We start from the raw sequence: 26,296 nt of genomic DNA on the forward strand, positions 1-26,296 counted from the left end.
GTTTAGTTATTGTTTTCCGCTCTTACTGCTATCAACCGGCACTGGAATTTTACTTTCCGGTACGCTGGTTTGCTGAGGCATGGCTTGCTGTGCTGCTTTCTGGTATTGAGAGGATACCATATACGACAGAGACAAACTCGTGACAAAAAATGTCAAGGCCAAACCGCCGGTCAATTTGAACAAGAAACTGCCTGTACCTTGGCTACCGAACACCGTATTTGATGCACCAGAGCCAAAAGCCGCACCTATGTCGGCACCTTTACCATGCTGAATCAATACCAAGCCAATCAAGACTATGGCAACCAGCACGTGAATTATTAGAATCAATTGATACATTTTACAATATCCACAAACTGTTGTGCATTAAGTGATGCACCACCGACCAAACCACCATCAACATCTGGCATTGCAAACAATGCACTGGCATTTTTTTCGTTCACGCTACCGCCGTACAGTATCGATAACTGCTTGGCGTCATTATGGTCAAACTTTGCCACCAAGGCTCTAATCAAGCTATGAACTTCTTGCACTTGCTCAGGCAAGGCTGTTTGCCCTGTTCCTATAGCCCAGACAGGCTCATAGGCTACCACACAATTACTAAAACAATGGTTATCAGTTCCTGTAACTGCTAGCAATTGCTTAGTCAAAATACTTTGTGTTAGTCCTTTTTCACGCTCTTTGAGTGTTTCACCAATGCAAAGAACCGGTATCATACCATGTTCTTTTACATGGTGGAATTTATCCGCAACAAATTTTTCATCTTCACCAAATATTTGTCTACGCTCAGAATGGCCTACTAATACATAGCTGCAACCATAACCTTTGAGCATAGGACCTGAGATTTCTCCAGTAAAGGCACCCGTCTCTCTTGGATACACATTTTGTGCACCCCATTTAATAGCGCTATCTTGCAATTCTTGTTGCACAAGTGCCATATATATCGCAGGAGGGAATACCAGGCAGTTGGCATTATCAATGCCTTTTGTTAATGTTGTTAACTGTTGGCAAAGCATTTTAATCTGGTGAATGTTTCCATTCATTTTCCAGTTACCAGCGACTATTTTTTTCCTCATTGATCCCCCACCGGATTATGGTGCGAGAATATACAGCAAAGTTAATTTAAATCCTAGTGTTAATATGTTTTTTCTTTTTTTGCATGTTTTATTTGATGAATTTTAGATCTATTTGCCCCTTGTCAATCTAATTAGTTTAGTTAGAATCAATATTACATGCGCAAGGAGGTGCTATGATGACAGACAAAATTAAGGAATTGCTTCATGACTTAGCAAATTTACAACAGCCTTACTCCCTGGAATCATTAAGGCTCATCTTCGAAAAAAAGAAGGAATTGTTTGTTAAAGATGTAAAACTCAATGAAAAATACACCTCTCATTGGTTAGTTTTGTGTGACATTAACTCTGAAATTGTTGAATGGCAACGACTACAAGCTGAACTACAAAAAGTTGCAAATTTAAAACTCGAAATTACTGCTCTTTCTAGCCAACACAAAATCATTCAAAGCCGCCTTAAGAAAATCAAGACTGAGCTTTTACAAAAGAAAGGCTATTTTAACCATAATGCAAAACCTCTTTTTGATACTTACCATTCCTATCTTCTATCAAAAACTCCTCTCCTTGCTACAGCAATTCCAACCCATCCTTCGCAGCAACAGCGCGTGCTTAGTGCTTATTTAACTATTCTTGAAGAACAACTCAATGCATTGGTATTAAAAACAGTTAGGCTTAATCTTGCCGATGTTTTACATAGACGACGAAGTTTTAGTGCAAATTTGAAACAGTTAAACATTATTGTCACTGAAACCTCTACAGATGCACCGCAAATTTATGAAAAAATGAAAGCTATCAAAGCTCGGTTAGTTCATTTTAAAACTGAATTTGCAAAGGCTCAGCGCGAATTAACCGAGAATCTCTCTAATCAGGAGGTTCAAAAGGAAATTGAATACAAATTGAGTTTAATTGAAACTTCCAAAGCTGAATTGCTTAGTGTTGGTGTAAAAATCGCAAAGAGTGATTTAGGACAAGATATCAAAACAATGCTGGAAAGTGATTATGAAATTGCACCCAACAAAGAAGAATTCCTTATCAAACAACAAAATTCACTGCAATGGACAAACTCAGCATTTAATCTTCATTCTTGGTATTCATGGAGTACTAACTCCTCATTCAACACCGATTTAAAACGTTCGCAGGCTGAATTTAACTATCTACAACTTTTACATCAGCGTGGAGAATTAACATCACGGATCAAATTACTTGGTGAGCAATTAACAAGCACGAGTGTTCTTGTAAATCAATCGTCTACCGCACCAAACTCTCTTATTGATCTTAAGAAACTCCAAGAACATATTCTTCAATTATTTAGTGAATACGCTCCAAATCGCAAGCTAACAAATGTTAGCAATGTTTCATTAGTTACTGAAATTGCTGATAGCCTTAATTCACTAGATAAACGTATTGATGACGCTGAAAAGAGCCTACAATTATTAGAAAAATTGATTGAGGCAGACAGTGAGATATTGGAATTACGAACAAATCACTCATTGACTGATGAAACTGAAACACTCATACCAAACAATGAGGAGATTATTGAACTACGTTCAACTGAGTTGCAAAGACAACAAGAAATACTTATCCTGCAAGAAAAAATCACCCTATGCAAAACGTGTTTATCACACTTGGCAGCAATAATTAAGATCAGTTCAGAGCAAGACACACTTCGAAAAGAAAAAAAGCGACTGCAGACCGAGATGCAGCTTAAAAATGCTAGTCAAACTCAAATACCTGATTGCAATACTTATGAGTCGAGAATTATGCAAATTCAAGACACGATTAATCTACAAATTAGCAGTTTAGTCACTTGTCAGAACTTGCCAACTGAAATGGAAATACCCATTGAGCCTGAGAACGAAGTAAACACAGAGTTTACAATGCTTAAGAAATATCAAGATGATCTATGTTCCTGGAATTCGTTAATTTGTTCCAATAATCAGCGAGCAACTCCTTCATTTCAAAAATGGTATCAGCAACTATACATAGCATTGCAAATGCATACCTTCGATGAGACTAGTTGCTACCAAGCCTGTCAACTTTTACGCGATATTCATTTTGAGCTGCAATCTCCCAATAATGACGTTTTAACTCATTATCAAACACTTTGCGCTGATCCTCAGAATCAATGGCAACAGTTAATTCAATTTAAGCCTCCACTGCCTTTAGTGAATGATAATAACGAACTTGCTGCGGTTCAACATCCTGCCTTGTCTCGTTACTTGCAGGCACTTTATGAACAACAACAAGTGTTAGAAAAGTATCACTCCAAAGAAAGTGAATTGCTACTACAGGCTATTCAGAATCTCCATCAGGGATGTTTGTTATATGAATCGAATCCGAAACATCCAGCACTACAATATTTAATTTCTAATGTCGACGATCCTCGCTATGAAATTCTACAAAAGCATCGTGGATTTAATATAGTCAATGAATGGCTGGCAAAATTTTGTTCGCTCTTGTTTGATTTAATTAAAAATCAGCAAGAACGAACAAATTATCGGCAATCTTTCTTTTTCAAACCTACAAAAACTGTCAAGCTTTTACAGGATACCAAAGCAGAACTTATTAGTTGTATGGTGGGGTAGCGGGTATTGTAAAATACTGTTTTTCAATGTGCATGATTTCGTCAGTCAATTGCTGAGACAGCATTTTTACTTTGTTGCCATCTTTGCCTTCGACCATAATTCTTAGCACAGGCTCAGTACCTGACGGACGTAATAAAATACGTCCTTCACCTTGCCATTCATTACTAAGTGTGGCAACAACCTCCATAACGCGACTATGTTCAGCCAACTGTTTCGCATTGGATGTTTTTATATTAATTAATGTTTGTGGTAGCAATTGAACATCAGCTGCGAGTTCTTGTAAGCTTTTTTGATCTCTTATCATACATGCCAAAACTTGCAATGCAGCTACAATACCATCTCCGGTAGTGGTTTTATCCAAACAAACGATATGACCTGAGGATTCACCACCAATTTTCCAATCGTGTTGTTTTAAGGTTTCGAGCACATAGCGATCACCTACTTTAGTCCGCAGGAATGGAATTTTCATTTCCAGAAATGCTTTCTCCAAACCATAGTTGCTCATTAAAGTACCAACAACACCCCCATGTAAAAGGTTCATTTGATGGCGGTCTTTTGCAATGATGTATAGGATTTGATCACCATCGACTATATTGCCGGATGCATCAACCAAAATTAATCGATCACCATCACCATCTAAAGCAATACCAATATCAGCCTTTGTTTGTAGAACTTGTTGACGCAAAGCGTCTGGGGCAGTGGAGCCGCAAGCGTCATTAATATTAAAACCATCAGGCTTATTGCTTATCGTTACTACATCAGCACCCAACTCAGTAAATACATTCGGAGCAATATGATAAGTCGCACCATGGGCACAATCCACGACAATCTTAAGGCCCGTTAGACGCGTCAATGAAGGAACTGTTGATTTGCAAAATTCAATATAACGACCAGGTGCATCGCCAATACGCGCAGCTTTCCCTAATTTTGCTGAAGGAACAATTTCCAATGGTTTTTCCAGTTCAGCTTCTATAGCCAGCTCCATTTCATCGGGAAATTTACTTCCATCAGCGGAAAAAAACTTAATTCCATTATCTTCAAATAAATTGTGTGAGGCACTAATAACAATCCCCGCATTAGCGCGCAAAGTTTGTGTTAAATAAGCTATTCCAGGAGTAGGCATCGGCCCTAACAAACCCACATTAACACCGGCAGCCGACAATCCTGCCTCCAGAGCTGATTCAAGCATATAACCAGAAACCCGTGTGTCTTTACCAATGATAACTTTTCGGTTTTCTCCCTTGGCGATGACACGACCTAACGCCCAACCTAATTTTAAAATAAATTCTGGATTAATATTGGATAAGCCAACTCGACCGCGAATTCCGTCTGTACCAAAATATTTGCGTTGATTCATCCTTTAATTCCCCTACTTATTCTGCTATTAAACTATTCTCATTTTGCGTCAAATTGTCCTGACACTCAATGAGACATCTTATTTCAACACAATCATTGTGTTGAAAGTTAACATGAGCCATTGGCTGCTGTCTCATTAAAAATTGCTCCCAGCATTGTAAGCATTTGCTGTGTTTCATCAATATCATGGGTTCTTAAGATAGCTACTCCTTGTAAGGCAGCAACAATTGCGATTGTTAATCCACCTAATAATCGCTCCTCTACAGGCTTTTGTAATATTACTCCGATTGTAGTTTTACGTGAGGCACCTAGCATTACTGGGCGATTGTATTGAGTAAAACTCGCGACGTGCTTAACCAGACGCAGATTGTGCTGAGGCAGTTTTCCGAAACCAAAACCAGGGTCCAAAATCAAATTTTCAAATTTTATTCCCGCTGCCAGACAACGCTTTATTTTTTTCTGAAAAAATGAATGCAACTCATCAAGGATATCGTGGTCATAGTGAGGCTGCTCCTGCATTGTCATTGGCTCGCCTTGCATATGCATCAGGCAAATAGGAACATTAAGTTTTGCAGCCTTATTTAACGACTCCTCTGTACTTAACGCGCTGATATCATTAATCATATTAGCCCCGGCTGCCACCGCCGCTTCCATCACTTGTGCTTTTGTAGTATCAATCGAGATACAACTGTCTGTTTCTTCTCTTAATCGTTCAATCACAGGAATTACCCGGGCTAATTCTTCCTCACAACTTACAGATTCTGCACCAGGTCTAGACGATTCGCCACCAATATCAATAAGGTCAGCACCTGACGCTATCATATTGAGCGCATGCTTCACAGCTAGATCACGCTGCAAGAATTTCCCACCGTCCGAAAAAGAATCCGGGGTGACATTAAGAATTCCCATGATTAAAGGTTTTTGCTGATATGCGGATGGTTGTTGATATAATTCGCACCATTGTTGAAATTGTCTGCTATTCATCGGATCACAACATTATTGATTACAGATTTAATTAAGCGGCATCCAATATTTTGAGTATTCTATTGGATGCCAAGTTTTAATTGACTAATGATCACTAGCAGGGTGATCAACGGGCTTACCGTTTATTGTTTTAGGAGTGGTATCGCCCCCTTGCTTATCCTTATCGATAAGCTTCGCAGCTTCCCAATCAGCGGGAGGAGAAGGTTCCTGTCCAGACATAATCTCTTGAATTTGTTTGGCATCAATAGTTTCGTACTTGATTAGTCCTTCGGCCATTAGGTGTAATTTTTCCATATTTGCCAAGAGAATTTCTTTTGCTCGTTGATAATTTCTATCAACGATTTCTTTTACTTCCACATCAATTTCTTGAGCGGTTTTATCAGAAATTTCTTTATGTTGATTGACTGTTCGACCTAAAAATACTTCACCTTGTTCCTCACCGAAAGTAAGCGGACCCATATTTGAAAGTCCCCACGTGGTAACCATTTTACGCGCAATTTCAGTCGCACGCATAATGTCATTGGATGCACCAGTGGTTACACTCTCAGTGCCAAAAATTAGTTCTTCAGCAATTCGGCCGCCAAAGAGACTAGACAGTTGGCTTTCCAAACGGCGTTTGCTATGACTATAACGATCTTGTTCTGGTAAAAACATTGTCACACCCAGCGCCCTTCCACGAGGAATAATCGTAACCTTATAAACGGGATCATGCTCAGGTACTGAAAGGCCAACAATTGCATGACCAGCCTCATGGTAAGCTGTTAACTTTTTCTCATTTTCATCCATGACCATGGAGCGTCTTTCCGCCCCCATCATAATTTTATCTTTGGCTTTATCAAGTTCAATCATACCTACTTTACGTTTATTGGCCCGAGCAGCAAATAAAGCAGCTTCGTTTACCAAGTTCGCCAAGTCGGCACCAGAAAACCCTGGTGTACCGCGTGCGATAGGTAATATTTCTACATCCTTATCAATAGGGACTTTTTGTAGATGAACTTTAAGAATATGCTCACGGCCACGAATGTCGGGTAGAGGAACAACAACCTGACGGTCAAAACGACCTGGACGTAGTAATGCTGGATCAAGAACATCGGGACGGTTAGTTGCAGAAACTACAATTACCCCTTCATTTCCCTCAAAACCGTCCATTTCGACGAGTAATTGATTTAGTGTTTGTTCACGTTCGTCATGACCACCGCCTAATCCAGCGCCACGATGTCGACCTACCGCATCGATCTCATCAATGAAAATAATGCAAGGCGCATGTTTTTTTGCTTGTTCAAACATATCTCGAACACGTGAAGCACCCACACCGACAAACATTTCCACGAAATCTGAACCTGAAATGGTGAAAAAGGGTACTTTTGCTTCACCAGCTACTGCTTTCGCCAATAAGGTTTTACCCGTTCCAGGAGGACCAACCAGTAGAACCCCGCGCGGAATACGACCACCTAAGTTCTGAAACTTAGAAGGATCTCGTAAGAAATCAACTAATTCTTTGACTTCTTCTTTAGCTTCATCAACTCCGGCAACATCCGCAAAAGTGACTTTGACTTGGTCTTCACCTAACAAACGCGCACGAGAGCGGCCAAACGACATTGCACCACGGCCACCGCCGCCCTGCATTTGTCGCATAAAGAAAACCCAAACCCCAATTAGCAACAACATCGGGAACCAGTTGATAAAAAGATGCAGCAGGAAGCTCTCTTGTTGTTTTTCTTGGCCACTAATATCAACCTGATTTTTTAGCAACTCTCCGAGCAATGCATCATCTTGCATAGGCATGTAGGTGACAAAACGATGATTATTTTTCGTAAGTCCCTTGATGACTTTGTTGTCCTCAATGGTCACGGTGCTAATCATGCCTTGATCAACTTCCTTCAGAAATTTGCTATAAGATAGTTTTTCAGCGGACGTGTGGCGAGGGCCAAAATTACTAAATACTGAAACCAGCACAATTGCTATTATCAGCCACAAAAATAAATTTTTTACCATGTCGTTCAAAGCATTAACCTCGTTTTGTGACGTATTTCTACGAACGATAACGTTACTATAAATTATAGCCCTTCGCCAGCAAATAGGTTTCTCGCGAACGAGAACGCGAAGCGTTAGGCTTACGAATCACTACTTTATCAAACTGCGCACGCGCTTGTTTAATTAAATCATCAAATCCAGCACCATGGAAAACCTTCATTAATAAAGCGCCTCCTGGTTTTAGCATCTTAGCACCAAAATCAAAAGCTAACTCTGCTAAATACATGGCTCGCGGAATATCTACTGCTGCCGAACCACTCATATTTGGGGCCATATCTGATAAAAGCAAGTCTACCCCATGCTCAGGTACCATATTTATTAATTGTTGGAAAATGTCATCCTCACGAAAATCACCAAGAATAAAATTTACTCCAGGTAATGCATCTATTGGTAGAATATCAAGTGCAATAATCGTGCCGCGTCCTTCCAGTTTTTCAGAGACATATTGTGTCCAGCCACCTGGAGCCGCACCTAAATCAACCACAGTCATGCCAGGCTTTAACAAATGTTCCTTTTCATCAACTTCTTTTAACTTGTAAACTGCTCGGCTACGATAGCCTTCTGCCTGTGCTTTCTTTACAAAAACATCATCAAAATGTTCCTGTAGCCAGCGTTTACTACTTTTGGAGCGGGGCATAAACTTTTGTCTCACTAAAGAATTACTGAATCATACTGAAATTTACTACCTTTTCCCAGCAAAACGTGCAATAATTTGCCATTTAATTAAAGGATAGTCCCCTATGGACACCAGTTTTAGACAATCATTAAAAGCTAAAGCCCATCACTTAAAACCTGTCATCCTTCTCGGCGCTAAAGGTCTAACCTCTGCAGTCATCGAAGAAACAAATGTAGCATTGACCGCACATGAATTAATTAAGATTAAACTGAGTGGGATTGAAAAAGAAGAGCGGCATATGATCGCGGCAGAAATTTGCCAGCAACTTTCTGCCGAATTAATCCAGTTAATTGGTAACATTGCTATTATTTACAGAAAGAATGAAGAAGATGCATGATCACAGGCCTCATCTTCCTCAGGCCCTGTCTCGATAGACTCATAACAAGTCTCTAGTTTATTATGACTAACATTAACCTCTAATGACTGCTCATCTTTCGTAATAAAATGATGGTGGGCAATTGCATTAGGCTTAAGATTGATTCCTACTTCAGCAAAATTAAATTTCTCAAGGGCTGTTATTAAAGCTTCAACTTCCTTTTCGGTACCGCTTAAAGTAAGTTCTCCAGTATTGTCGAATTGTTTAGTCTCACCACCAATAAAACTTAAACTTTGCAACTGAATAATTTCTTCATCACTGATTGAGAGTTCGTCACGCATATTTTGAAAAAAACCTAAAAGCTCTTCCTTCACATATGCGATACAGTCACCCTCGAAATTAGCAGGGAAACCCGACCAATGATATAAACCAAAACAGGGAAGCGTCTTAGCCTCACTTTCCTCGCAGTAATTTCCCTGGACAACAAAGGCAATACAAGTTGAAATACCTCGTGTAATGATTATGTGATTTGTTTTATTACTAAAACGATAACTATCGATTTCTACAATTATTTTCTTCAAGTTACTCTCTTTTGTGTGCTATATATTTAACATATTATCCGACATTAAACCTTATGAAATCCTTAACTGCTCTTCTAATTTTAGCCAGTGTCGCAACTTTTCTACTCGCCGGTTTTTATTTTGTTGAAGCCTGGCGTTTCACTCATAATACTATTTCTACAAAAGGGCAGGTTGTTAGTTTTCAATCTAGACCCTCACAAAATAATGTAGCCCGTGCTGAAACACTGCAATATCCTGTGATTCGTTTCAAAACTAAAACTGGAGATACAATAACAACAACAGCCAACTTAGGTTTTTATCTTCATCAATACCGTGTTGGTGATAGTATTCCTGTGCTTTATCATAAGCACGACCCAAAACATGTTACCGTTGGTAATAATATCGCCATTTGGATGCGCTTTTGTTTTGTCTTCATAGCTGCTCTGCTTTTTGGTGTATTAGCCTGTGTAACAGCAATCAAACGAAAATAATGTCCCCTTCGATGTAGGAAATAATTTTCCTTGCAAATGAGAATGATTATCATTTATATTAAATTCAACTAATGATGTGTTTTGCAAGGGAGTTTTTTATGGCCTTAGCCTATGGTGATTTTCATGAATTAACTCATCAACTTCGATTTTTACTTTTTGAAATCGGAATTGGTCTTCCTCAACGTACGATTGAATATTTCATTAGTAACGCACATCGGGAATGTCTCCGACGTTTACAACAAGCAGCCTCTCTTGAAAGCTTAATCCAGGCCCCCATTACAAGTCACCATATCCATGACTATCTTGAACAATTGCAAGAGCAGCTTAAGCACAAGCAGCCATCATCAAGATTCTTCAATTGGCGAGCAGTCCAACATGAATTAGATGAAACTGTAGCTAACGAAGCGATGGCTCAAGCCTATCGTCAATGTTGGCAACAGGAAATAAGGAAACAAGCCAGCGGTTTTACAAATTTTTGGGCATGGTTATGTCAGAAAGAGGATACTCAGGAAATTTTACAATTTCTAGAACAATGGGGCTGTCTTGGTCATCCCTATCACCCTAATTTCCGCGCCAAGATAGGTTTTAGTCGCCGGGAAATCCTTCAATATTCCCCCGAATTTAACGCACAACTCAGTCTGCATTGGTGTGCTTTACATCAACAGCATACCTATCTTCCAGAACATAGTAAAAATTATAAGGCTCTAATTGCCCAGCAATTACCCAGAGAGTATCAACTATGGCAAAGTCAATTAACCTTTAAACATTATGATCCTGACTGTTATCTACCACTGCCGCTGCACCCGTGGCAGTGGCGCAATCAGATTCAACATCAATTTTCTCAATTGATTGACAATAAAGAATTAATTCTGCTGCCCCACCATCAGCTAGTCAAACCATCCATGTCATTTCGTACCATGATGCCACTAAACGCAGGATGTCATTTAAAACTGGCTGCAGCCGTTCATACAACTTCAGCATTGCGCACCGTTTCACCAGCCTCTATTGAAAATGGTCCACTCTTATCTTCATGGATTCATGGTTTGTTAGAAAAACATCACCATTATCAACACACTCTTTTTATTGCTGCTGATTTAGCAGGTATGCGTGTAAGCGGTAACACTATTCCTGAGCATCAGCACAAACAACTCGCCGTCATCGTGCGTGAAAATCCAATCTCACAACTTAAAGAAGAGCAAATTTTAGTGCCAGTTGGGGCTCTTTTTGCCCAAACACCACTCTCTGATAACTCGCTTCTGATTGATATAATCAATGCCAGTGGATTGGAGCCTCTCGACTATTTAAAGCAGTATTGCCAATGTTTGTTATCAGGACAATTACATCTTTTGTTACGTTACGGTATTGCGCTTGAAGCTCATCAACAAAATACCCTGATTGCCTTCACCAATCATCGACCAACTGCGGTGGTAATTCGGGATCTTGGAAATATTACTATTTGCCTGCACCGTTTTTATGAATCCATTTCGAAACCCACACTTCATCCTGAATCGCGAATAACAACGGAAGAACTAGCCGCATTAAACAGCAAATTTATTCATGGGAATCTTACCAGTAACCTGGCTTATTGGATTGAACATCTGGCGCATTATCATGGTTTTTCCACCCATGATTTATGGCAATTGGTACGTCAAGAACTGTATAAACTCCTGGAGAAACTCTCCCCTGACATCAATAAAGAGCTTTTCAATTACCATAAAAATCTGTTGTTTTCCAAGCAATGGCAGCATAAAGCATTACTCACCATGCGTCTTTATAAAGAAAACCCTGATTTTATAGCAACGTTAATCGCTAATCCTTTAAATAGTCATGAATAAATCTTTGCAACGATTGATTTTGGTCAGCCAGTTTATCATGTTACTGGCATTAGAAATGGGTAATCCTTTTTTACCTTTATTTATCGCCAATCAAACAAACATCTCAACCGATGAAGCAATATGGTTTAATGCAATGGCATTCGCCCTGCCCATGATTGCTAACATGATCATGAGTCCTGTATGGGGTAAATTGGCAGATCGCTATGGTTATAAACCCATGTTAATGCGAGCAGCCTGGGCCTTGGTCATATCCCAACTTCTTATGGCTTTTGCCAATACTATTGGATTTATTCTGATTATTCGCTTCCTGCAAGGAGGCTTTGCAGGCTTCATTGCCGCAATGCAAACCTATACGTTATCATTGTGTGGTTGGTATGAAAAAACGCAGCAATTAACACGTTTACAAACAGCAAAAGCCATTGCCACATCCTGTGCAGGTTTAAGTGGTGGACTGCTCCTTAGCCTTGTGAGCTTTCATGGATTATTCCTGCTAACTAGCCTGCTTTGCTTAGCAACCACCCTGATGATGCACTATTATTTGCCAGTCAGCCATTATAAAGAATTGTCTTCAACATCGAATATCTCTTCTGGAACCAGCTTCAGAGCATTCTTTTCGGTGTTAGCTCTGCTAATTGTTTTGGCACAAGTCGCAAAATTTTTGCCTGATCCTGTTTTCTCACTTTACGTGACACAAATACTTCATAAAAAACCTTGGGTAATCGGGTTAATGTATTCTTTGCCTGCCGTTGCAATTTTATTGACCTCAAGTTGGTGTGGTCGCCAATTTGATCGCTGCCGCGGGAATAGCAGCCTTGTTAAAAATTATTTTCGTGGTTATTTCCTATTGGCAATTGCCCTCATGATCGCTCTTCTCTTTATACAAACTCCTCTCTTATTAGCTGTAGTCCGCTTTTCCTGGGGTGTTGTACTTGCAGCCGTGCTGCCTGCTTTATTTGCCCTAATTAGTGATAACGCAGACAACCAAGGGTATTGGCTTGGCCTGGCTAACTCCTGTGCCAAATTGGGTAACTTGGCAGGTATCCTTTTGGGAGGATGGATTGCCGGTATATTGTCTTTAAATTTTATTTTCTTAATTGTTGCAGGCGTTTACTTCCTTATGCTCATTGTAAATCAAATAAGCGCCTCTTTTGTTTCTCCCTCACCCCTAATTCTTCAGAGTCCTGGATGAAAAAGCAAACGTCAACTCTCATTTTACTTTCCTGGTTTTTAGGCAACTTGAGTATTCATTTTTTAACACCCGCATTGCCTGAAATTGCAGAAAATTTTGTCAGTACACCACGTTTTACTCAATTAATCATTGGCCTATTCTTAGTGGGAAAGGCCTGTGGAGTGTTAATTTGGTGTATGGTGTCAGAGCGTCTAGGTAGAAAGCCTGTTCTCATTCTGGGTTTGATACTTTATAGCCTTAGTAACTTCCTAGCAGCAGGTAGCTTTACCATTTATTCCCTTCTATTTTGCCGCCTACTACAAGGACTTGCAGTGGGTGCCACATTGTTGATGGGGCGATGCATCATTAATGAAACACATAACGAACAACAAGCGTTACGACAATTTTCTTATTTATTTACAGCTGCTGGCGTAATCATTTGTTTTCTCCCTTTACTTGGAGCATTTATTAATAGCAATTTTGGATGGCGAATCGGTTTCCTCATTATGGGACTCTATAGTTTTATCTTACTTTTTTTCACTAAATTTGATGAAACTAAATCCGATAAAAATGATTCGACCACACTAAGTCAAAGTGTGGCCGTGGTATTTAAAAATCGTCAATTTATCGGTTATTTAATGATTGCTGCCTTAATGATGGCAGGAGAATCCGCGTTTAATACCAGTGCCTCATTTATCTTAATCAAGGGAGCTGATTATAGTTTAAATAGTTACGGTAAAATCAAAACATTAATGGCTCTAATGCATCTCTTGGGCACAGCAACTTGTGGTTTGCTTGTGCGTTATTTTGCAAGTTCTCGGTTAGTAGGCATCGGTGTCTATTTATTTGTTATCACTTCCATTTGCATGGGAATTTTTCACTTGTTTGCCGATTCAATTTCGCTTTGTTTAATTTTGCCCATGATGATTTACTATTTTGGTACTGGCTTTATTGTTGCCTCCACTGCCGCGGCTATCGTGCGCCCCTTTCCTAAACAAATGGTGATGGCAATGGCATTATCATTATTTTTTCAATTTAATTTTTCTGCGCTATTTAGTTTATTAAGCGGCTTTTTGGCTATTCAACAAGTTACACCGTTTATGTTTCTTATCAGTTTAATCAGTATGTTAAGCTTTATAAGTTGGAAATTCGTTATTTCTAATAACACGACGCTCTTACTCTTAAAAAGCGATTCAAAACAGCAATTTGAGCAAATGCAAAGCCCAACAACGTGACAGTGACGAAAGGATTGTATACACTTGAACAAAATCACTTGCCCTGGTTGTGCTACCCAGTGGCAATAGCCGCTAAAATGCAGAAATCTAAGTCAGACGAGGGTATGTTTAAATTTCCAGTTCTAAAATATATACCTAATGCGCTTACCGTATTGCGTTTCGTATTGATAGTACCATTCTTGGTCTTTTTGTACGAAAAGGAATATACGCACGCTTTTTATTTATTTCTGGTAGCAGGACTTACAGATGGTTTTGATGGTTGGTTAGCCAGACATTTTCAATGGCAAAGTCCTTTAGGCTCTTTTATAGATCCGATGGCCGATAAGCTACTGGTTGCCTCAAGCTTTATTTCCCTGGCACTAATTGGTTCATTGCCCTGGTGGTTGGTCGTTTTGGTATTTTTACGCGACTTGACCATTTCTCTAGGCGTCATAGCTTGGTATTGGCTTGTCCAACGACAGCTTGATTTCGTGCCTACTCTATTAAGTAAAGTGAACACGTCATTGCAACTTGCTTTAGTCACCTTGTGTCTCTTTGAGCTTGCTTTTTTTACCTTTGCGCCTTACCTAGTAGAAGTGCTTCTTTTTTCAACGGCAATTACTACAGCGGCAAGCTATATCGATTACGTGTGGACTTGGGGCAAAAAAGCTTACTCGCGGAACGCTCTTGATAAATGAACCGGCAACTAGCGTTAGCAATACAATTAAATGATGATGCCACCCTCGAGGATTTTTGCTGGGGAAATAATCACTTATTACAACAACAGATTTTTAATTGTCTTAAAGGAACTGGTGAACGTTTACTAACAATTTGGGGCAATTTGGGGAGCGGTAAATCACATTTATTACAAGCATGTTGCCAAGCTCTTAATACTCAACACGCGATTTATCTTCCCTTACAAATTTTAAAAGAATGGGGACCTGAAAGTATTGATGGGGTAGATAAGCACAATTTTATTGCCATTGATGACATTGATTTAATTGCTGGGAACTCCGACTGGGAAGAAGCCTTATTTCATCTGTACAATAAAATACGTGACAATGACCATACAACCTTAATCATGAGTAGTGGCCAACCTCTCACCGCGATAAAAATTGACTTGCCTGATCTACGGTCGCGTTTAAGTTGGGGCTTAGTGATGCAGGTTCATGAGCTGACTGATGAATTAAAAATTAAAACCTTACAACGACATGCCCACCATCGCGGTTTTGAATTACCAACGAGTGTAGGTCAGTTTTTGCTTAGCCGCTGCGGTCGCGGCATGCATGAATTACAGATAATACTGAATCAACTGGATGAAGCCTCCCTGGCAGCGCAACGCAAAATTACCATTCCTTTTGTTAAATCTACTTTAAAGATTTAGTACTGTCCTGAAATCAGAAGTTTGCAACTTTTTGTTCCTTACCCTCAACTCCAAGCTCGCTCGCGTGGATACAAGTACCTTCTTTTTCTTCAGATTGAGGTTTACCAAAAAAAGTGTTCATGTTAACACCAGTATTGGCATCCCCGTTTTTTGTGGCATTCGGCAAGCTCACAACAATAGAATCTATACGCTCATTATGTGTATTTTTGGCCTTACTAGCATCCTGAACACCAATCAACGAGTTATGCGCTCTATCTAACTCCAACTGGAGACTCTTTAATTGTTTTTTTAAAGCATCAACTTGAGACTCAAACTCTGATGCCCTGATAGTCAATAAGCCATTTAATTGCATTAAATCATCTAATTGATGTGATAAGGTGGTTTTCTGTGCTGTAAGTTCAGTATTTGATTGTAATAATTGCTGTTGAAGTTCAAGCCCATCAACTAAACTTTGCAGTGCTCGAGTCTCTTTCTTCACAGTCTCAGGATCGCATAAAACATCAATTTTTTCTTGGTCTAATCCTCTCCAACGACCAATAAGGTTTTCAATTCCAGGGCGCTCAACATACCAATACACAAGAAAAGCTGCCAAAGCAACAACACAACTGGCTGCGATAATCACTCCTAACCCATGGGTCACTGAGGCTAAAGCCAAGCCAGCCAGAGCCATTGCTACTGTTTGTCCAGCAAAATAACCACCGCTTAAGAATATTAATCCTACAACAAATGCTGTTCCTTTTTTTGCGGCAATTAAATAGGGATTATCTAATGCTAGCTTGAGTTGTTTGCGTGTCTCTTCTAATGCTTGATATCTTTTTAAAAGAACGATAGCTAGAGCTTTATTTTCCTCAAGTTCCTCTTGTGTGGTCACCACTGAATTTCGCAATTCCTCACGCATCGCTTGAATTTGTTTAGACTCAGTAAACAACGCGTCCAATAACTGAGAGGTATCTTTCTTTTTTACCCCTAAGTTTTTGGAGATTGCAGCAAGATCAAAACTATAAAAAACGAAAATTGAAAGAACTGAAAAGAAGGCACCGGCAGCAAAGATTACCATTGTTGGTACTGAAGAAAAAACAGCTAATACTGCAGTAACACCATCAAAACCTTCACAACCAAAATAAATCGTTCCGGCTATAGCCAGGAAGGCGTATTTCGCTCTGTTATACCAATTTGCCGATTTGTCTTTTTTCTTACTTGGGGGATTAAGCGAATCATGAAGATCTCTTAATAAGGAGGCATTCAAAGAGGCTACTTGAGAGGCATATTTATCACTGGAGGCAATAGCGTGTGTTTTTTCAATCCATTGAAGTATCTGTTGTCGTTCTATCGTGGTTTGCTGAGATGTAAATAACGCCGCATAATCCGGATTTTGGGACAATTTAGAAATCAAATCTTGGCTTTTTGTGCTCAGACTAATAATTGCCATGCTTTTACCTACCTCCAAAACACGAAGTTTAGCCCATCCTTTTTGAAGCACCTTGGGCCATGTTCTCCATATGATACTGACAAATTATTAACCAAATATTAAGGGCGCAAAAAAGACGACATTTTATATAAAAAATTTAAAATATCTAAGAATTAATCGTTTGAACACTTAAGATTAAGTCTCATTGGTTCGTGTTGCTTTTAAATTTTTTTGAATTATTTTTCACGTCCTCAACTTCAATTTCTCCTAAGCTTCTTTTTCTTGATGAACTTGAAGAAGCAGTTGACACTATCTCCATATTTCCTCCAAATAATGCGAATCGATTGCCTGAAGTGGTTGGAGCATTTGCAGATTTTAACGCAGTAAGCTCTTTTTGCAGTCTTTCATTTCTTGCTTTTTCTTCAGCAAATAGTTGCATGATCAAGTTAGACTCGCCCGCTTTCGTAAATGCTTCAAGTGCCACGGTGAGAATTATATCGGTGCCATGAACAGGATGAAAAAATTCATAAGATTCCAGCTCTTTCTGATACCAATCCAGATTAATACTATCGTCCAATTTCTTGGCTTGTACGAGTTCTAGTAACAAATGGCCTTTCAGTAATTGTGCGTCCTTATATTGGGGTGAAGAGGCAGGTACAGCTTTTATGTGTTCTAAAAAAGAAAACAGATGTTTTTGAAATAACACATTAAACTCGGTAAATGCTTCACCAAGTTTCTTTTTTTCAGCCAATAAAGAACGAGTACCCTTCAGCAAATCCTCTGCAAGACAAAGACGTATAATTGCTGTTTTCTCTGGCGAGTGAGCTTTGTAAATCTCAGAGAATAAGTCTTCACAATTGGGCTGTTGCAAATAATTATTAACTATAATCCTGAGTGTATTAAATTTCTTCAAACATACCAAGCGTTCAAATAAGGTATCATCATGGAAGGTCGCTGCATTTAAAAGAATAGGTTGCTTACTCTCTTCAGCAAATTTATCCAATAGTTCCAAATCTAATAACAATGAGGCCAGTGAAACTCCTCTATAACGATGCTCTTCTGCTTGCGGCATTGCATTTAAATCAAGGGGGTCTTGTTGAGAATTTGCCAATCTCTGAAATAAATCTTTTGTGTCCTCGCGAGCTATCAACCATCCTAAGGTCATTCCCCGGTAGGGTCCGCCAGCAACGTTACAATTAAGATCGATATATTCTGTAGTATTTGAAATGAATGTCGCGAACAATTCATAGTCCATATCAAATGCTAGTTTCCAGGCAACATTTAATCCCTTATCCGGAGTATTAGCAGTTATACCCTTACTCAACGCAGGAACTTTCTTATATTTCTCAGACAATTGAATAAGAATGTCTCGTCTGTTCTTGATAAGTAATAACAAAGCCAAGGTTTGCCCTTCACTTGCCCACCCTTTGGCACTCGGAGCTGCATCTAAATCAATTTCTTCCTTGCTTTCTTCAGCCAATTGGACAAGTAGATCAAATTGCTCATAGGCAGCAAGCATATAAGCCAAGGTAATGTCTTTTAAACCAGAATTGGCCAAAACACGGTTATTCAACGAGTCAGGTGATATTCCTTTTTTAATAAGTGACTCAATAATATCCCATTTACTATACAAGCAGAGCAAATAGAATGGTGTCGCCCCTTTTAAACTACCACTCTCAATAATACGATTCATGGCAGAGGTTGTTGCCTTCTCCATTACTTTTTCATTGCCTGCTATACATGCATAATGGAAAGGAGAAAGACCTTCTGAAACTTCAGTAGATAACTCTGGACAAGAAAGTCCAAGGGCCGCATCAATATGCTCTCTACTCACATCTAACGCTTTATAGCGCTCATGAATTAGCAGCCAATTCAATAAATCATGGCGTCGCTCTAAATCTCTGCATTGACAAATATAATATAAAAGACCCGGATCGGTATCAGAATAAACAACGTCTATTCCTTGCTTATGAAACAAATAATCGACAATATCGAGATGTCCATACTGAGCAGCCAAAGCAATGGGGGTCGGAGAAGAGTCATTGCGATAATTAATATTCACTATGTTTGACTCAACAAGTGCTTGTACCCGGTTTAAATTGCCCGACCTGCAGCTCTCTAATAGACTTTCATTAAACAATGACATAGGGACCTCGAGATTTTATGTATTGACAACATACACAACAGAGAGCAATTATTATACACATTGATCTCTTATTGACATATGGGTAAGTTTACCCAGCCTTTGGAGTATTTTTTAATAGCGAACTTGTTTCTACAAATTGCAGCATCCCTCATCCATTACTATACTTTTAATGATATTTATGACAGGACCATAACACATGGAAAAAAAACTAATCGAAGTGACTCATGTTTATAACTATGACTATTTGGGCTTTACCAATTGTGTGACCCACAATGGGGTTATTTATATTACAGGGCAGGCAGGCATTGATGAACAAGGCAATCTGGTTGGTCCTGGAATTAAAGAACAAGCCATTAAAACCTTTGAAAACATCCAAACTATTCTAAAAGCCGCCGGTGCTAGCTTGGCAGACATGTTGGCAATGACATGTTTTATCGTTGATATTGAAAAAAATGGTCCTGATTTTTTTGCAGCAAGGGCAAAATTAATGCCTGTGAATTCATTTACAAGTGCTTCTATCGGGATTTCAAAATTAGCAATGCCAGGATTATTGGTTGAAGTTCAATGTACCGCCGCACTACCGGGAAAGCCCTAAATAATCATTAATTGTCTGCACTTGAAGTGCCGTATCGAATAAACCATCAATAATCAAATCGGCACTTTCTTTTAAATTTTTATCACAAAACAATTTCCTGGAATAATGTAAATAAAAATCCAGTTCGGCAAGCAGCTCCTCTTTTGACTTCCCGTTTTGTTTAAAATCACGAATGGTCCGCCTTGCCAGAGAAACATCCAGTGGTAATTCAAGATGAATACAGGTATCAATGAATTTACCTGTTTGCTGATGTAAATATCCTAGAGGGGCATCAAAAATAATATATCGGGTTGGTTTGAGTAGACTTTTTGACGCAGGATGTATAACAATCTCTCCAGTTTTTAATGTCTGTAAAGTTTGGGCAAGTGTAGCGTAATCCCATTGTGCATAATTTTCACCCTCCTCATACCAACGGAGGTAGTCTTCTGGTGCTGTTGATGTCTCATCGAACTCATCCAAATGAAGACAAGTAGCCTTTAATTGCTTGGCCAAGGCCTTTGCTAACGTTGTTTTACCAGCACCAGAAATACCACTAATGGCAAGAACATTCACTTTCATTTAGATATCAACACTTGGGTTTCTCTTGATATATCGGCTTAAATGAGTTGATGTCGCCAGCATTACCACACCAATTGATAAAGTAACTAAACCTATCCAGGCGAATACTTTGGTATAAATCATTAACGATTCAATCCCAGGCGTTATATTTTCAGGTAATGAAGTAAACGACGCGACTGATGCTCCGATAAATCCTGCAATAGCAGAGGTCAAAAACCACATTCCCATTACAAAGCCTGCAATACCAGAGGGTACTAATTCAGCAACCATCGCCACTCCAAGCGCTGAGACCAATAATTCACCGGTACTTTGAAAAAAATAGCTTGCTACTAGCCACCAAGATGAAACTATTCCGGCCTGATCGTGAAAGAATCGAGCAAAATAAAGCAATCCGAAACTTATTCCACAGCAAAACATGCCCACGGCAAATTTATAAGGTATTGGAAATGAAATCCCGCGCTGGTGAAGCTTGCTATATAACATCGCTAAAACAGGACTCATCGTTATGATCCAAATTGGATTTAAAGCTTGGAAACTTTGAGGATCAATAGGAATACCAAACATAATGGGCACCACATTATGTACGGCAAATAAATTCAAAGATGTCGGCATTTGCTGATAAAGCGTAAAAAAAACAATAGCTTCCAGCATCAAAATTAAAGCGACTAACATTCTCATAAAAGACGCTTTATTTTCTTTGCGCATGTATAAAAAATACACGATAACAACAACAGCAGTAATGACCCAAACAAGGTTTTTAGCCAAAATCACATGTTGCAACAGGTAGGCTGAAATAATTGTGACAACAATGATACCTGCTATCACTAACAACCATTGCCAAAATTTAATGGTTTTCCTGTCTGAAATCGTATTTACATGAGCTACATATTGTCGTTGAAACAGATAGTTAGCCAGCCCCAAAACAAGACCAATAAAGCTAATAAAGTAAGCATAGGAGTAGCCGTATCTGCTAGACAGTGCGGGGCCAACAAAGAGAGCTACCGTTGATCCTAAATTAATGGCCATATAATACAGCGTAAAACCACCATGAAGACGAGGATCATTTTCCTCATAGCATTTTGCCAGTAAACTTGAGGGATTGGCTTTGAATAAGCCATTACCGACGCATACCAAGCCTAACGCCAAAAAGACATGCGCTTTATCTGTAATGGCCAGTGATAAATAACCAAGAGCAAGTGTTATCAAACCCAAAACAATGGTGCGCTTCGTTCCTAAAACATTATCGCCAAGATAGCCTCCTAAAGACACCAAGCCATAAACTAAAGCAGAAAAAGCACCGAATGTGTAATAAGCAACCGTATCGCTATATCCCAGAAATCGAATGAAATATAAAGTTAAAATGCCTTGTACAGTGTAGAAACCAAAGCGCTCCCAAATTTCCAACAAAAAAATCATATGAAAGGCACGAGGTTGTGCACGAAACAATGCGAGCATTTTTTCCTAGTTTTTTAGATAAGGGATACAATCACGCTATAATACTTTAGTGCTAATTGCAATGCTAATGACTTGACGAAAAGTCTTTTGTTTTCTGGAGAGTAGAGGGTGGCGCAGTGTCATGTTCTTCGTGAAATAATCCCGGTACATGCTTGGCTGGCGTTAAATTTTTCACTTTAATTTGAGCAAGATCAATCCCTTTTTCCTGCAGTGCAGTCACTAGCGGCTCATGACTTATCAGCTGTTCTTTCTCTTTCGCAATCATTTCCATTTTCATTATTGCTTGTTGAAGCGGATGAATATAAGGTTGGATTGCTTCACGGCTTAACAACTCTCGCCATTCTTCTAAATTGAGTGGATGCTCTTGAGCAAATCGTGCTATCTCTTTCATGACCTGCAAAAATTCGGCTGAACCTTCATGTTGAGCTGCAGCATGTAATTTATTCTCAAGATATTCTAATTGCTGAAGCAATGACACTTGTTCTTCCAGTGCATGCATAGCACCTTGTTCACTATGAAGCTTCACCATTGCCACACCTGTTGACTCTAATTGCATTTTAGGAGAAAGCCCCTTTGTTGACTCTGTTGAGAAAGCGTCATCTTTTTTAAACAACTTATTCATTAGCTTTTTACCCAAATCAATAAATAGGGGTGTTAAGATACGGGCAAGAATATAAGCTCCACCTAAGGCAGCCGTTGCAGCAACTATCCCCAATCCAATGACAGGAAACGCCAAACTGATAGCTAAACCAATAATGACAAGAGACGATAAAGCAATAGCCATTGTTTTATCAATCAAGCTCACAACATTCATCTTGGCAAGCTTTTGCGAAAGATGCGTTTGCTCGTCGTACAAGGGTTGCATTTCTTGAGCTAACGCCTGAAAGATTTTTTCAAGGCGCACAAATTCTGCTCTTAATTCCTCCAGTTTTTCTGGGTTGCCTTTTATTGTTTGTTGTAAATTTTTTGCCAGAGTTTGCAGCTCCTGGAGTTCATCTTCTTTATCTGCAATTTTTGTATTAATCGCCTGCAATGCTGCTTTAATGCGTTGATAATTTCTTAAATGTTTTGCCAGTAAAAATATACTAACCCCAAGACCAATAATGGCTGTCACCATGGCAATAGGCGGAGCTGCTACAGGAACTGCCAATGCTGTAATAGTGAACGCTAACAGCACTGCTGAATATAGCCAACGCGCGTTTTTGTTAAGAGTAATCGGCGGTTTTTGGCCAATTAAAATTGCAGCAAGATAAATTAATGGAATACGAAAAAAATCGACTAAAGCGAGGCCTAAATTTGCCCATTGGAAGCCTTGGCTAGCTGCCAGAGCACTTTGAACAGCCTGTCCCTGAATGACAGCCAATTTGCTTAAGGTGTTACCGGTGTTATCAATACTATGAAGAAAATTAGTAAAGAGAGGAAGTTTTTTTAACAGTATCAAGATAATTGTCTTGTCAGATAACCGACGACCAACAAAATGTATTTCCTGAATCTCCTGCAGTTTTTTTAAAATTTCTTCTGCAGGCATTAGCTTTTCCTCTTGCGGCTGGAGGAGTTTTTTACCTTCATCGCCCATAGTCGTTTCACCTGCTGCTATTTCTTCTACTATATCAATTGATCATTAGCAGAAAATTAAATCTAGTCAATGATTAACCAATTTTATTAAATAATTCTAATTTTTGAGTGTCTCTATCTCTTCCTCTTGCAAGAAGCCACTATAGTCAACTATATTTTTATATCTTTAAAAAAAATAAGTAGTTATGACAAAAAGAGGCCTTTACCTGGCTGGAGGAGGAGCCCGCGGTGCTTATCAAGCCGGGGTATTGAAAGCCATTAATGATATTTTACAGGTTAAACCATTACCTTTTCATATGATTAGCGGTGTTAGTGTAGGCAGTATTAATGCAGCAGTACTTGCTGAAAATGCCCATGACTTTCCTACTGGCGTTGAAAAGCTTGAATCAATGTGGGCAGATATATCCTGTAATCGTATCTTTAACGCCAGTAATTATGAATTAAGTAAATCTGTTTTACGAAATTTGAGCCATCTAATTATTAAGCAACGTCAAACCGGTCATTTGCTTGACACCAGTCCTTTAAAGGAGTTTGTGCTTGATAATATCGATTTTGATTTAATTCGGATTAATATTGCCAGTAATCACTTGGAAGTCATGGAGGTGATTAGCCAATGTTATGAAACTCAACAAACTATTTCATTCTATCAACATTACGATGCACCTGATTTTGTAGATTGGCATTATCCTCGCCATGTGAGCCAGCGCACCACATTAACCATGGAACATATCCTTGCCTCAAGTGCCTTGCCTCTTTTTTTCCCAACAGTGCGTCTTAATGGTTTTCATTATGGGGATGGCAGTATGGGATTGGTTGCTCCGTTGAGAGGAGCCATTCGTTTTCAAGTCGAAAAAATATTAATTTTGGGCACGCGACAATTACCCGTATTTACCAATCCAGAGCAGCTAAAAAATGGCAGTATAGGTTTTGCACGTATTTTAGGCGGTATGTTAAACGGTATATTCCTCGATAATCTTGATCGCGACATTGAAATGGTCAATCGCATGAATGATATTGCGCGACTTTTATCTATGTGGAAAAAACGCCACTCTCCCTGGCGCCCAATTGAAACACTGCATTTAAGACCTAGTATGGACGTGTCGCAAATCGCTCAATCTCAATACAATAATATGCCTACATTATTACGCTTTTTATTAAATGTATTGGGTGCCAAGGATCATTCAGGAGATTTATTAAGTTTCTTACTCTTTGAAAAAGAATTTACTCGAGAATTAATCGATCTTGGCTATCAGGATACGCTTTCTGTCGCACCAGATGTCATAAAATTCTTTGCCAATTAAGGCTTAGGCGCATTATGACGAACGCAATTGAGCCAATACGACATTAGTATTTACTCGTATTCCATGCCAGATAAAAAAGGATTCGGCAGCTTGCTCAACTAGCATGCCGAGTCCATCACTGCTTTTACAATGATGTGCCGATGCCCATTTTACAAAAGCCGTAGGTTCCTTGGCATTATAAGCCAAGTCATAGCAATAGGTGGTTGACTTTAAGAGCCCTAAAGGCAACTGGATAGTTTCTTTTTCCAAACTTGCAGAAGTCGCATTAATAATCAAATCAAACTGTCCTTTTAATTCCATTAAGCTACAACAATCAATAGCTTGAAATTCATTTTGCAGAGCAAGTGCTTTTTCTACAGTACGATTTGCCAACGTTAACTCACTAATACCACTATCTAACAAAGGACCGAGGATACCCCGTGCTGCTCCGCCCGCGCCTAGGATAAGGATTTGTTTGTTGGTTAAGTCCATGTAACGTGTTAAATCGCGTATCAAGCCGATACCATCAGTATTATCAGCATGAAGCAATCCATTTTGCATCCATAAAGTATTTGCCGCCTTTGCTTGCAAACAACGCGCTGTTTTTACTTCAGCCATAGCAAAAGAACGCTCTTTAAAAGGTAAGGTAATATTTAACCCCTTGCCTCCTCGCGCAAAAAAATCGGATACTTGTTTTTCAAAGCTATCTTCATCAATGAGCATTTTTTCATAAACAAGGGATTGCTCAGTTTGCTTTGCAAACTGTTGATGAATAAATGGAGACAAGCTATGGGCTATAGGATTTCCCATCACAGCAAAAAGATTCTGCATACGACTCTCTTTTTTAATTTATATTTAAGCCTGCTTTTATGGAGTTCTGCGCAAATTTTTGCAGCACAAACACACTCTGAATCGGTCAATATCTATTTAAAATTTGCCCCTGATAACGCAGCGCTAGAGCTTATTCAAAAATTTAATGCCTACCTTTGTGAAAAGAATATTTTTTCACAATACCGTTTTACTCCTTTTTTGGCCAAACATCCCGTGCACGTTACCTTGTATTTAACCAATTATGATTCCCGCTATGTAACACGTCTTCGTCAGCAAATTCAAGATATCGCCAGGAAAACCAAGCCGGTCAGGATGCAAACCAAAACTATTGAAATGAGCTCCGGGATGTACACCATGTTGTTTATCGCCAACAACAAACATTTGCAAGAACTTAGTAATCAAGTCGTCCTTCATTTAATGAAGTATCGAGATAAACGCACACCACTTCCATCCTGGGTGCACGATAACGATAAAAAATTATCTTTTTTACGGTTTGGCAGTCCGAATGTTTTTGAAAATTTTTCACCTCATATGTCTATATTTGCCGTCAATCATTTAACAACAACTGATATGACAAGATTGCGTACATCATTAACTCCTTTAATTAATAATTTTAATAAATCGCAGCAACGCGTTACTATTCGAGCTATTGCTATCGGGATTGGTTTAGCGGATGCACAAGGGCAAATTGTTAAAGAATTATATAGTTTTCCTTTGGATGGATAGTTTTTGTTTCGCAATGTAATCTTTAAAATAAATAATTAAGAACATCTCA

General features: G+C 39.1%; 24 protein-coding genes. 11 read left to right on the forward strand and 13 right to left on the reverse strand.

Going from position 1 to position 26,296, the window contains the following annotated elements:
* Window positions 1-6: 6 nt before the first annotated feature.
* Both secG and tpiA read right to left on the reverse strand, forming a co-directional pair.
* Window positions 7-336, reverse strand: coding sequence for a preprotein translocase subunit SecG (secG, locus tag LHA_RS13925; protein WP_045107078.1), 330 nt, complete (start codon window positions 334-336; stop codon window positions 7-9).
* A complete protein-coding gene (tpiA, locus tag LHA_RS13930; RefSeq protein ID WP_045107079.1) occupies window positions 324-1,073 on the reverse strand; it encodes a triose-phosphate isomerase in 750 nt (249 codons plus the stop codon). The genes secG and tpiA overlap by 13 nt, the downstream gene beginning before the upstream one ends.
* Window positions 1,074-1,246: 173 nt before the next feature.
* Between tpiA and LHA_RS13935 the strand changes: the two genes are divergently transcribed.
* Entirely contained in the window at window positions 1,247-3,655 is a 2,409-nt protein-coding gene (locus LHA_RS13935) for a hypothetical protein (protein WP_147292368.1), read from the forward strand.
* On the opposite strand, the gene glmM is transcribed toward LHA_RS13935, so the two are convergent.
* From glmM to rlmE, 4 genes are all read right to left on the reverse strand, one after another.
* A complete protein-coding gene (gene glmM, locus LHA_RS13940) occupies window positions 3,636-5,012 on the reverse strand; it encodes a phosphoglucosamine mutase (protein WP_045107081.1) in 1,377 nt (458 codons plus the stop codon). The genes LHA_RS13935 and glmM overlap by 20 nt on opposite strands.
* 107 nt (window positions 5,013-5,119) lie before the next feature.
* On the reverse strand, window positions 5,120-5,995 hold the full coding sequence (folP, locus tag LHA_RS13945; RefSeq protein ID WP_045107082.1) for a dihydropteroate synthase: 876 nt from the start codon (window positions 5,993-5,995) through the stop codon (window positions 5,120-5,122).
* An 84-nt stretch (window positions 5,996-6,079) separates the two neighbouring features.
* Window positions 6,080-7,990 (reverse strand): ATP-dependent zinc metalloprotease FtsH, encoded by a 1,911-nt coding sequence (gene ftsH, locus LHA_RS13950; RefSeq protein WP_045107083.1) that lies wholly within the window; start codon window positions 7,988-7,990, stop codon window positions 6,080-6,082.
* A 55-nt stretch (window positions 7,991-8,045) separates the two neighbouring features.
* On the reverse strand, window positions 8,046-8,666 hold the full coding sequence (gene rlmE, locus LHA_RS13955; RefSeq protein ID WP_045107084.1) for a 23S rRNA (uridine(2552)-2'-O)-methyltransferase RlmE: 621 nt from the start codon (window positions 8,664-8,666) through the stop codon (window positions 8,046-8,048).
* A 103-nt stretch (window positions 8,667-8,769) separates the two neighbouring features.
* Here rlmE and LHA_RS13960 point away from each other — a divergent pair, with 103 nt between their 5' ends.
* A complete protein-coding gene (locus tag LHA_RS13960) occupies window positions 8,770-9,042 on the forward strand; it encodes a YhbY family RNA-binding protein (protein WP_045107085.1) in 273 nt (90 codons plus the stop codon).
* Here the strand turns inward: LHA_RS13960 and LHA_RS13965 are convergent.
* The gene (locus LHA_RS13965) at window positions 9,015-9,602 is read right to left on the reverse strand and encodes a hypothetical protein (RefSeq protein WP_045107086.1); all 588 of its coding nucleotides are present in this window, start codon (window positions 9,600-9,602) and stop codon (window positions 9,015-9,017) included. The two genes, LHA_RS13960 and LHA_RS13965, sit on opposite strands and share 28 nt — an antisense overlap.
* A gap of 53 nt (window positions 9,603-9,655) precedes the next feature.
* Between LHA_RS13965 and LHA_RS13970 the strand changes: the two genes are divergently transcribed.
* From LHA_RS13970 to hda, 6 genes are all read left to right on the forward strand, one after another.
* A complete protein-coding gene (locus tag LHA_RS13970) occupies window positions 9,656-10,072 on the forward strand; it encodes a DUF3592 domain-containing protein (protein ID WP_045107087.1) in 417 nt (138 codons plus the stop codon).
* A 98-nt stretch (window positions 10,073-10,170) separates the two neighbouring features.
* Window positions 10,171-11,907: an IucA/IucC family protein gene (locus tag LHA_RS13975; protein WP_045107088.1), complete on the forward strand. Its 1,737-nt coding sequence runs from the start codon at window positions 10,171-10,173 to the stop codon at window positions 11,905-11,907.
* A complete protein-coding gene (locus LHA_RS13980; protein WP_045107089.1) occupies window positions 11,900-13,096 on the forward strand; it encodes an MFS transporter in 1,197 nt (398 codons plus the stop codon). The genes LHA_RS13975 and LHA_RS13980 overlap by 8 nt, the downstream gene beginning before the upstream one ends.
* Complete coding sequence (locus LHA_RS13985; protein ID WP_045107090.1) at window positions 13,093-14,310, forward strand: MFS transporter; 1,218 nt, start codon at window positions 13,093-13,095, stop codon at window positions 14,308-14,310. The genes LHA_RS13980 and LHA_RS13985 overlap by 4 nt, the downstream gene beginning before the upstream one ends.
* The gene (locus LHA_RS13990) at window positions 14,307-14,987 is read left to right on the forward strand and encodes a CDP-alcohol phosphatidyltransferase family protein (protein ID WP_231861936.1); all 681 of its coding nucleotides are present in this window, start codon (window positions 14,307-14,309) and stop codon (window positions 14,985-14,987) included. The genes LHA_RS13985 and LHA_RS13990 overlap by 4 nt, the downstream gene beginning before the upstream one ends.
* Entirely contained in the window at window positions 14,984-15,673 is a 690-nt protein-coding gene (gene hda / locus LHA_RS13995; protein WP_045107091.1) for a DnaA regulatory inactivator Hda, read from the forward strand. Before LHA_RS13990 ends, hda begins: the two co-directional genes overlap by 4 nt.
* A 13-nt stretch (window positions 15,674-15,686) precedes the next feature.
* Here the strand turns inward: hda and LHA_RS14000 are convergent, their stop codons facing one another.
* Together LHA_RS14000 and LHA_RS14005 are read right to left on the reverse strand one after the other, a co-directional pair.
* On the reverse strand, window positions 15,687-17,102 hold the full coding sequence (locus LHA_RS14000; protein ID WP_147292369.1) for a hypothetical protein: 1,416 nt from the start codon (window positions 17,100-17,102) through the stop codon (window positions 15,687-15,689).
* A 181-nt stretch (window positions 17,103-17,283) separates the two neighbouring features.
* The gene (locus tag LHA_RS14005) at window positions 17,284-19,227 is read right to left on the reverse strand and encodes an ankyrin repeat domain-containing protein (RefSeq protein WP_331709215.1); all 1,944 of its coding nucleotides are present in this window, start codon (window positions 19,225-19,227) and stop codon (window positions 17,284-17,286) included.
* Between the two features lie 196 nt (window positions 19,228-19,423).
* On the opposite strand from LHA_RS14005, the gene LHA_RS14010 reads away from it, so the two are divergent.
* Window positions 19,424-19,822 carry a Rid family hydrolase gene (locus LHA_RS14010; protein ID WP_045107093.1) on the forward strand — a complete coding sequence of 133 codons (399 nt, stop codon included), beginning with the start codon at window positions 19,424-19,426 and terminating at the stop codon, window positions 19,820-19,822.
* Here LHA_RS14010 and LHA_RS14015 read toward each other — a convergent pair.
* The 3 genes from LHA_RS14015 to LHA_RS14025 form a co-directional block, all read right to left on the reverse strand.
* Window positions 19,805-20,380, reverse strand: coding sequence for a shikimate kinase (locus tag LHA_RS14015; protein ID WP_045107094.1), 576 nt, complete (start codon window positions 20,378-20,380; stop codon window positions 19,805-19,807). The two genes, LHA_RS14010 and LHA_RS14015, sit on opposite strands and share 18 nt — an antisense overlap.
* A complete protein-coding gene (locus LHA_RS14020; RefSeq protein WP_045107095.1) occupies window positions 20,381-21,835 on the reverse strand; it encodes an oligopeptide:H+ symporter in 1,455 nt (484 codons plus the stop codon). It lies immediately after the preceding gene.
* Window positions 21,836-21,899: 64 nt separating this feature from the next.
* Window positions 21,900-23,363, reverse strand: coding sequence for a hypothetical protein (locus tag LHA_RS14025; RefSeq protein ID WP_156413551.1), 1,464 nt, complete (start codon window positions 23,361-23,363; stop codon window positions 21,900-21,902).
* Between the two features lie 232 nt (window positions 23,364-23,595).
* Between LHA_RS14025 and LHA_RS14030 the strand changes: the two genes are divergently transcribed.
* The gene (locus tag LHA_RS14030; RefSeq protein ID WP_045107097.1) at window positions 23,596-24,711 is read left to right on the forward strand and encodes a patatin-like phospholipase family protein; all 1,116 of its coding nucleotides are present in this window, start codon (window positions 23,596-23,598) and stop codon (window positions 24,709-24,711) included.
* 12 nt (window positions 24,712-24,723) lie between these two features.
* Here the strand turns inward: LHA_RS14030 and aroE are convergent, their stop codons facing one another.
* Complete coding sequence (gene aroE / locus LHA_RS14035; RefSeq protein WP_045107098.1) at window positions 24,724-25,521, reverse strand: shikimate dehydrogenase; 798 nt, start codon at window positions 25,519-25,521, stop codon at window positions 24,724-24,726.
* On the opposite strand from aroE, the gene LHA_RS14040 reads away from it, so the two are divergent.
* Window positions 25,480-26,247: a 2'-5' RNA ligase family protein gene (locus tag LHA_RS14040; protein ID WP_052673732.1), complete on the forward strand. Its 768-nt coding sequence runs from the start codon at window positions 25,480-25,482 to the stop codon at window positions 26,245-26,247. The genes aroE and LHA_RS14040 overlap by 42 nt on opposite strands.
* Window positions 26,248-26,296 lie beyond the last annotated feature (49 nt).

Origin of the sequence: Legionella hackeliae, from assembly GCF_000953655.1 — a bacterium.
In the GTDB taxonomy this organism is placed as follows: Bacteria; Pseudomonadota; Gammaproteobacteria; order Legionellales; family Legionellaceae; genus Tatlockia; species Tatlockia hackeliae.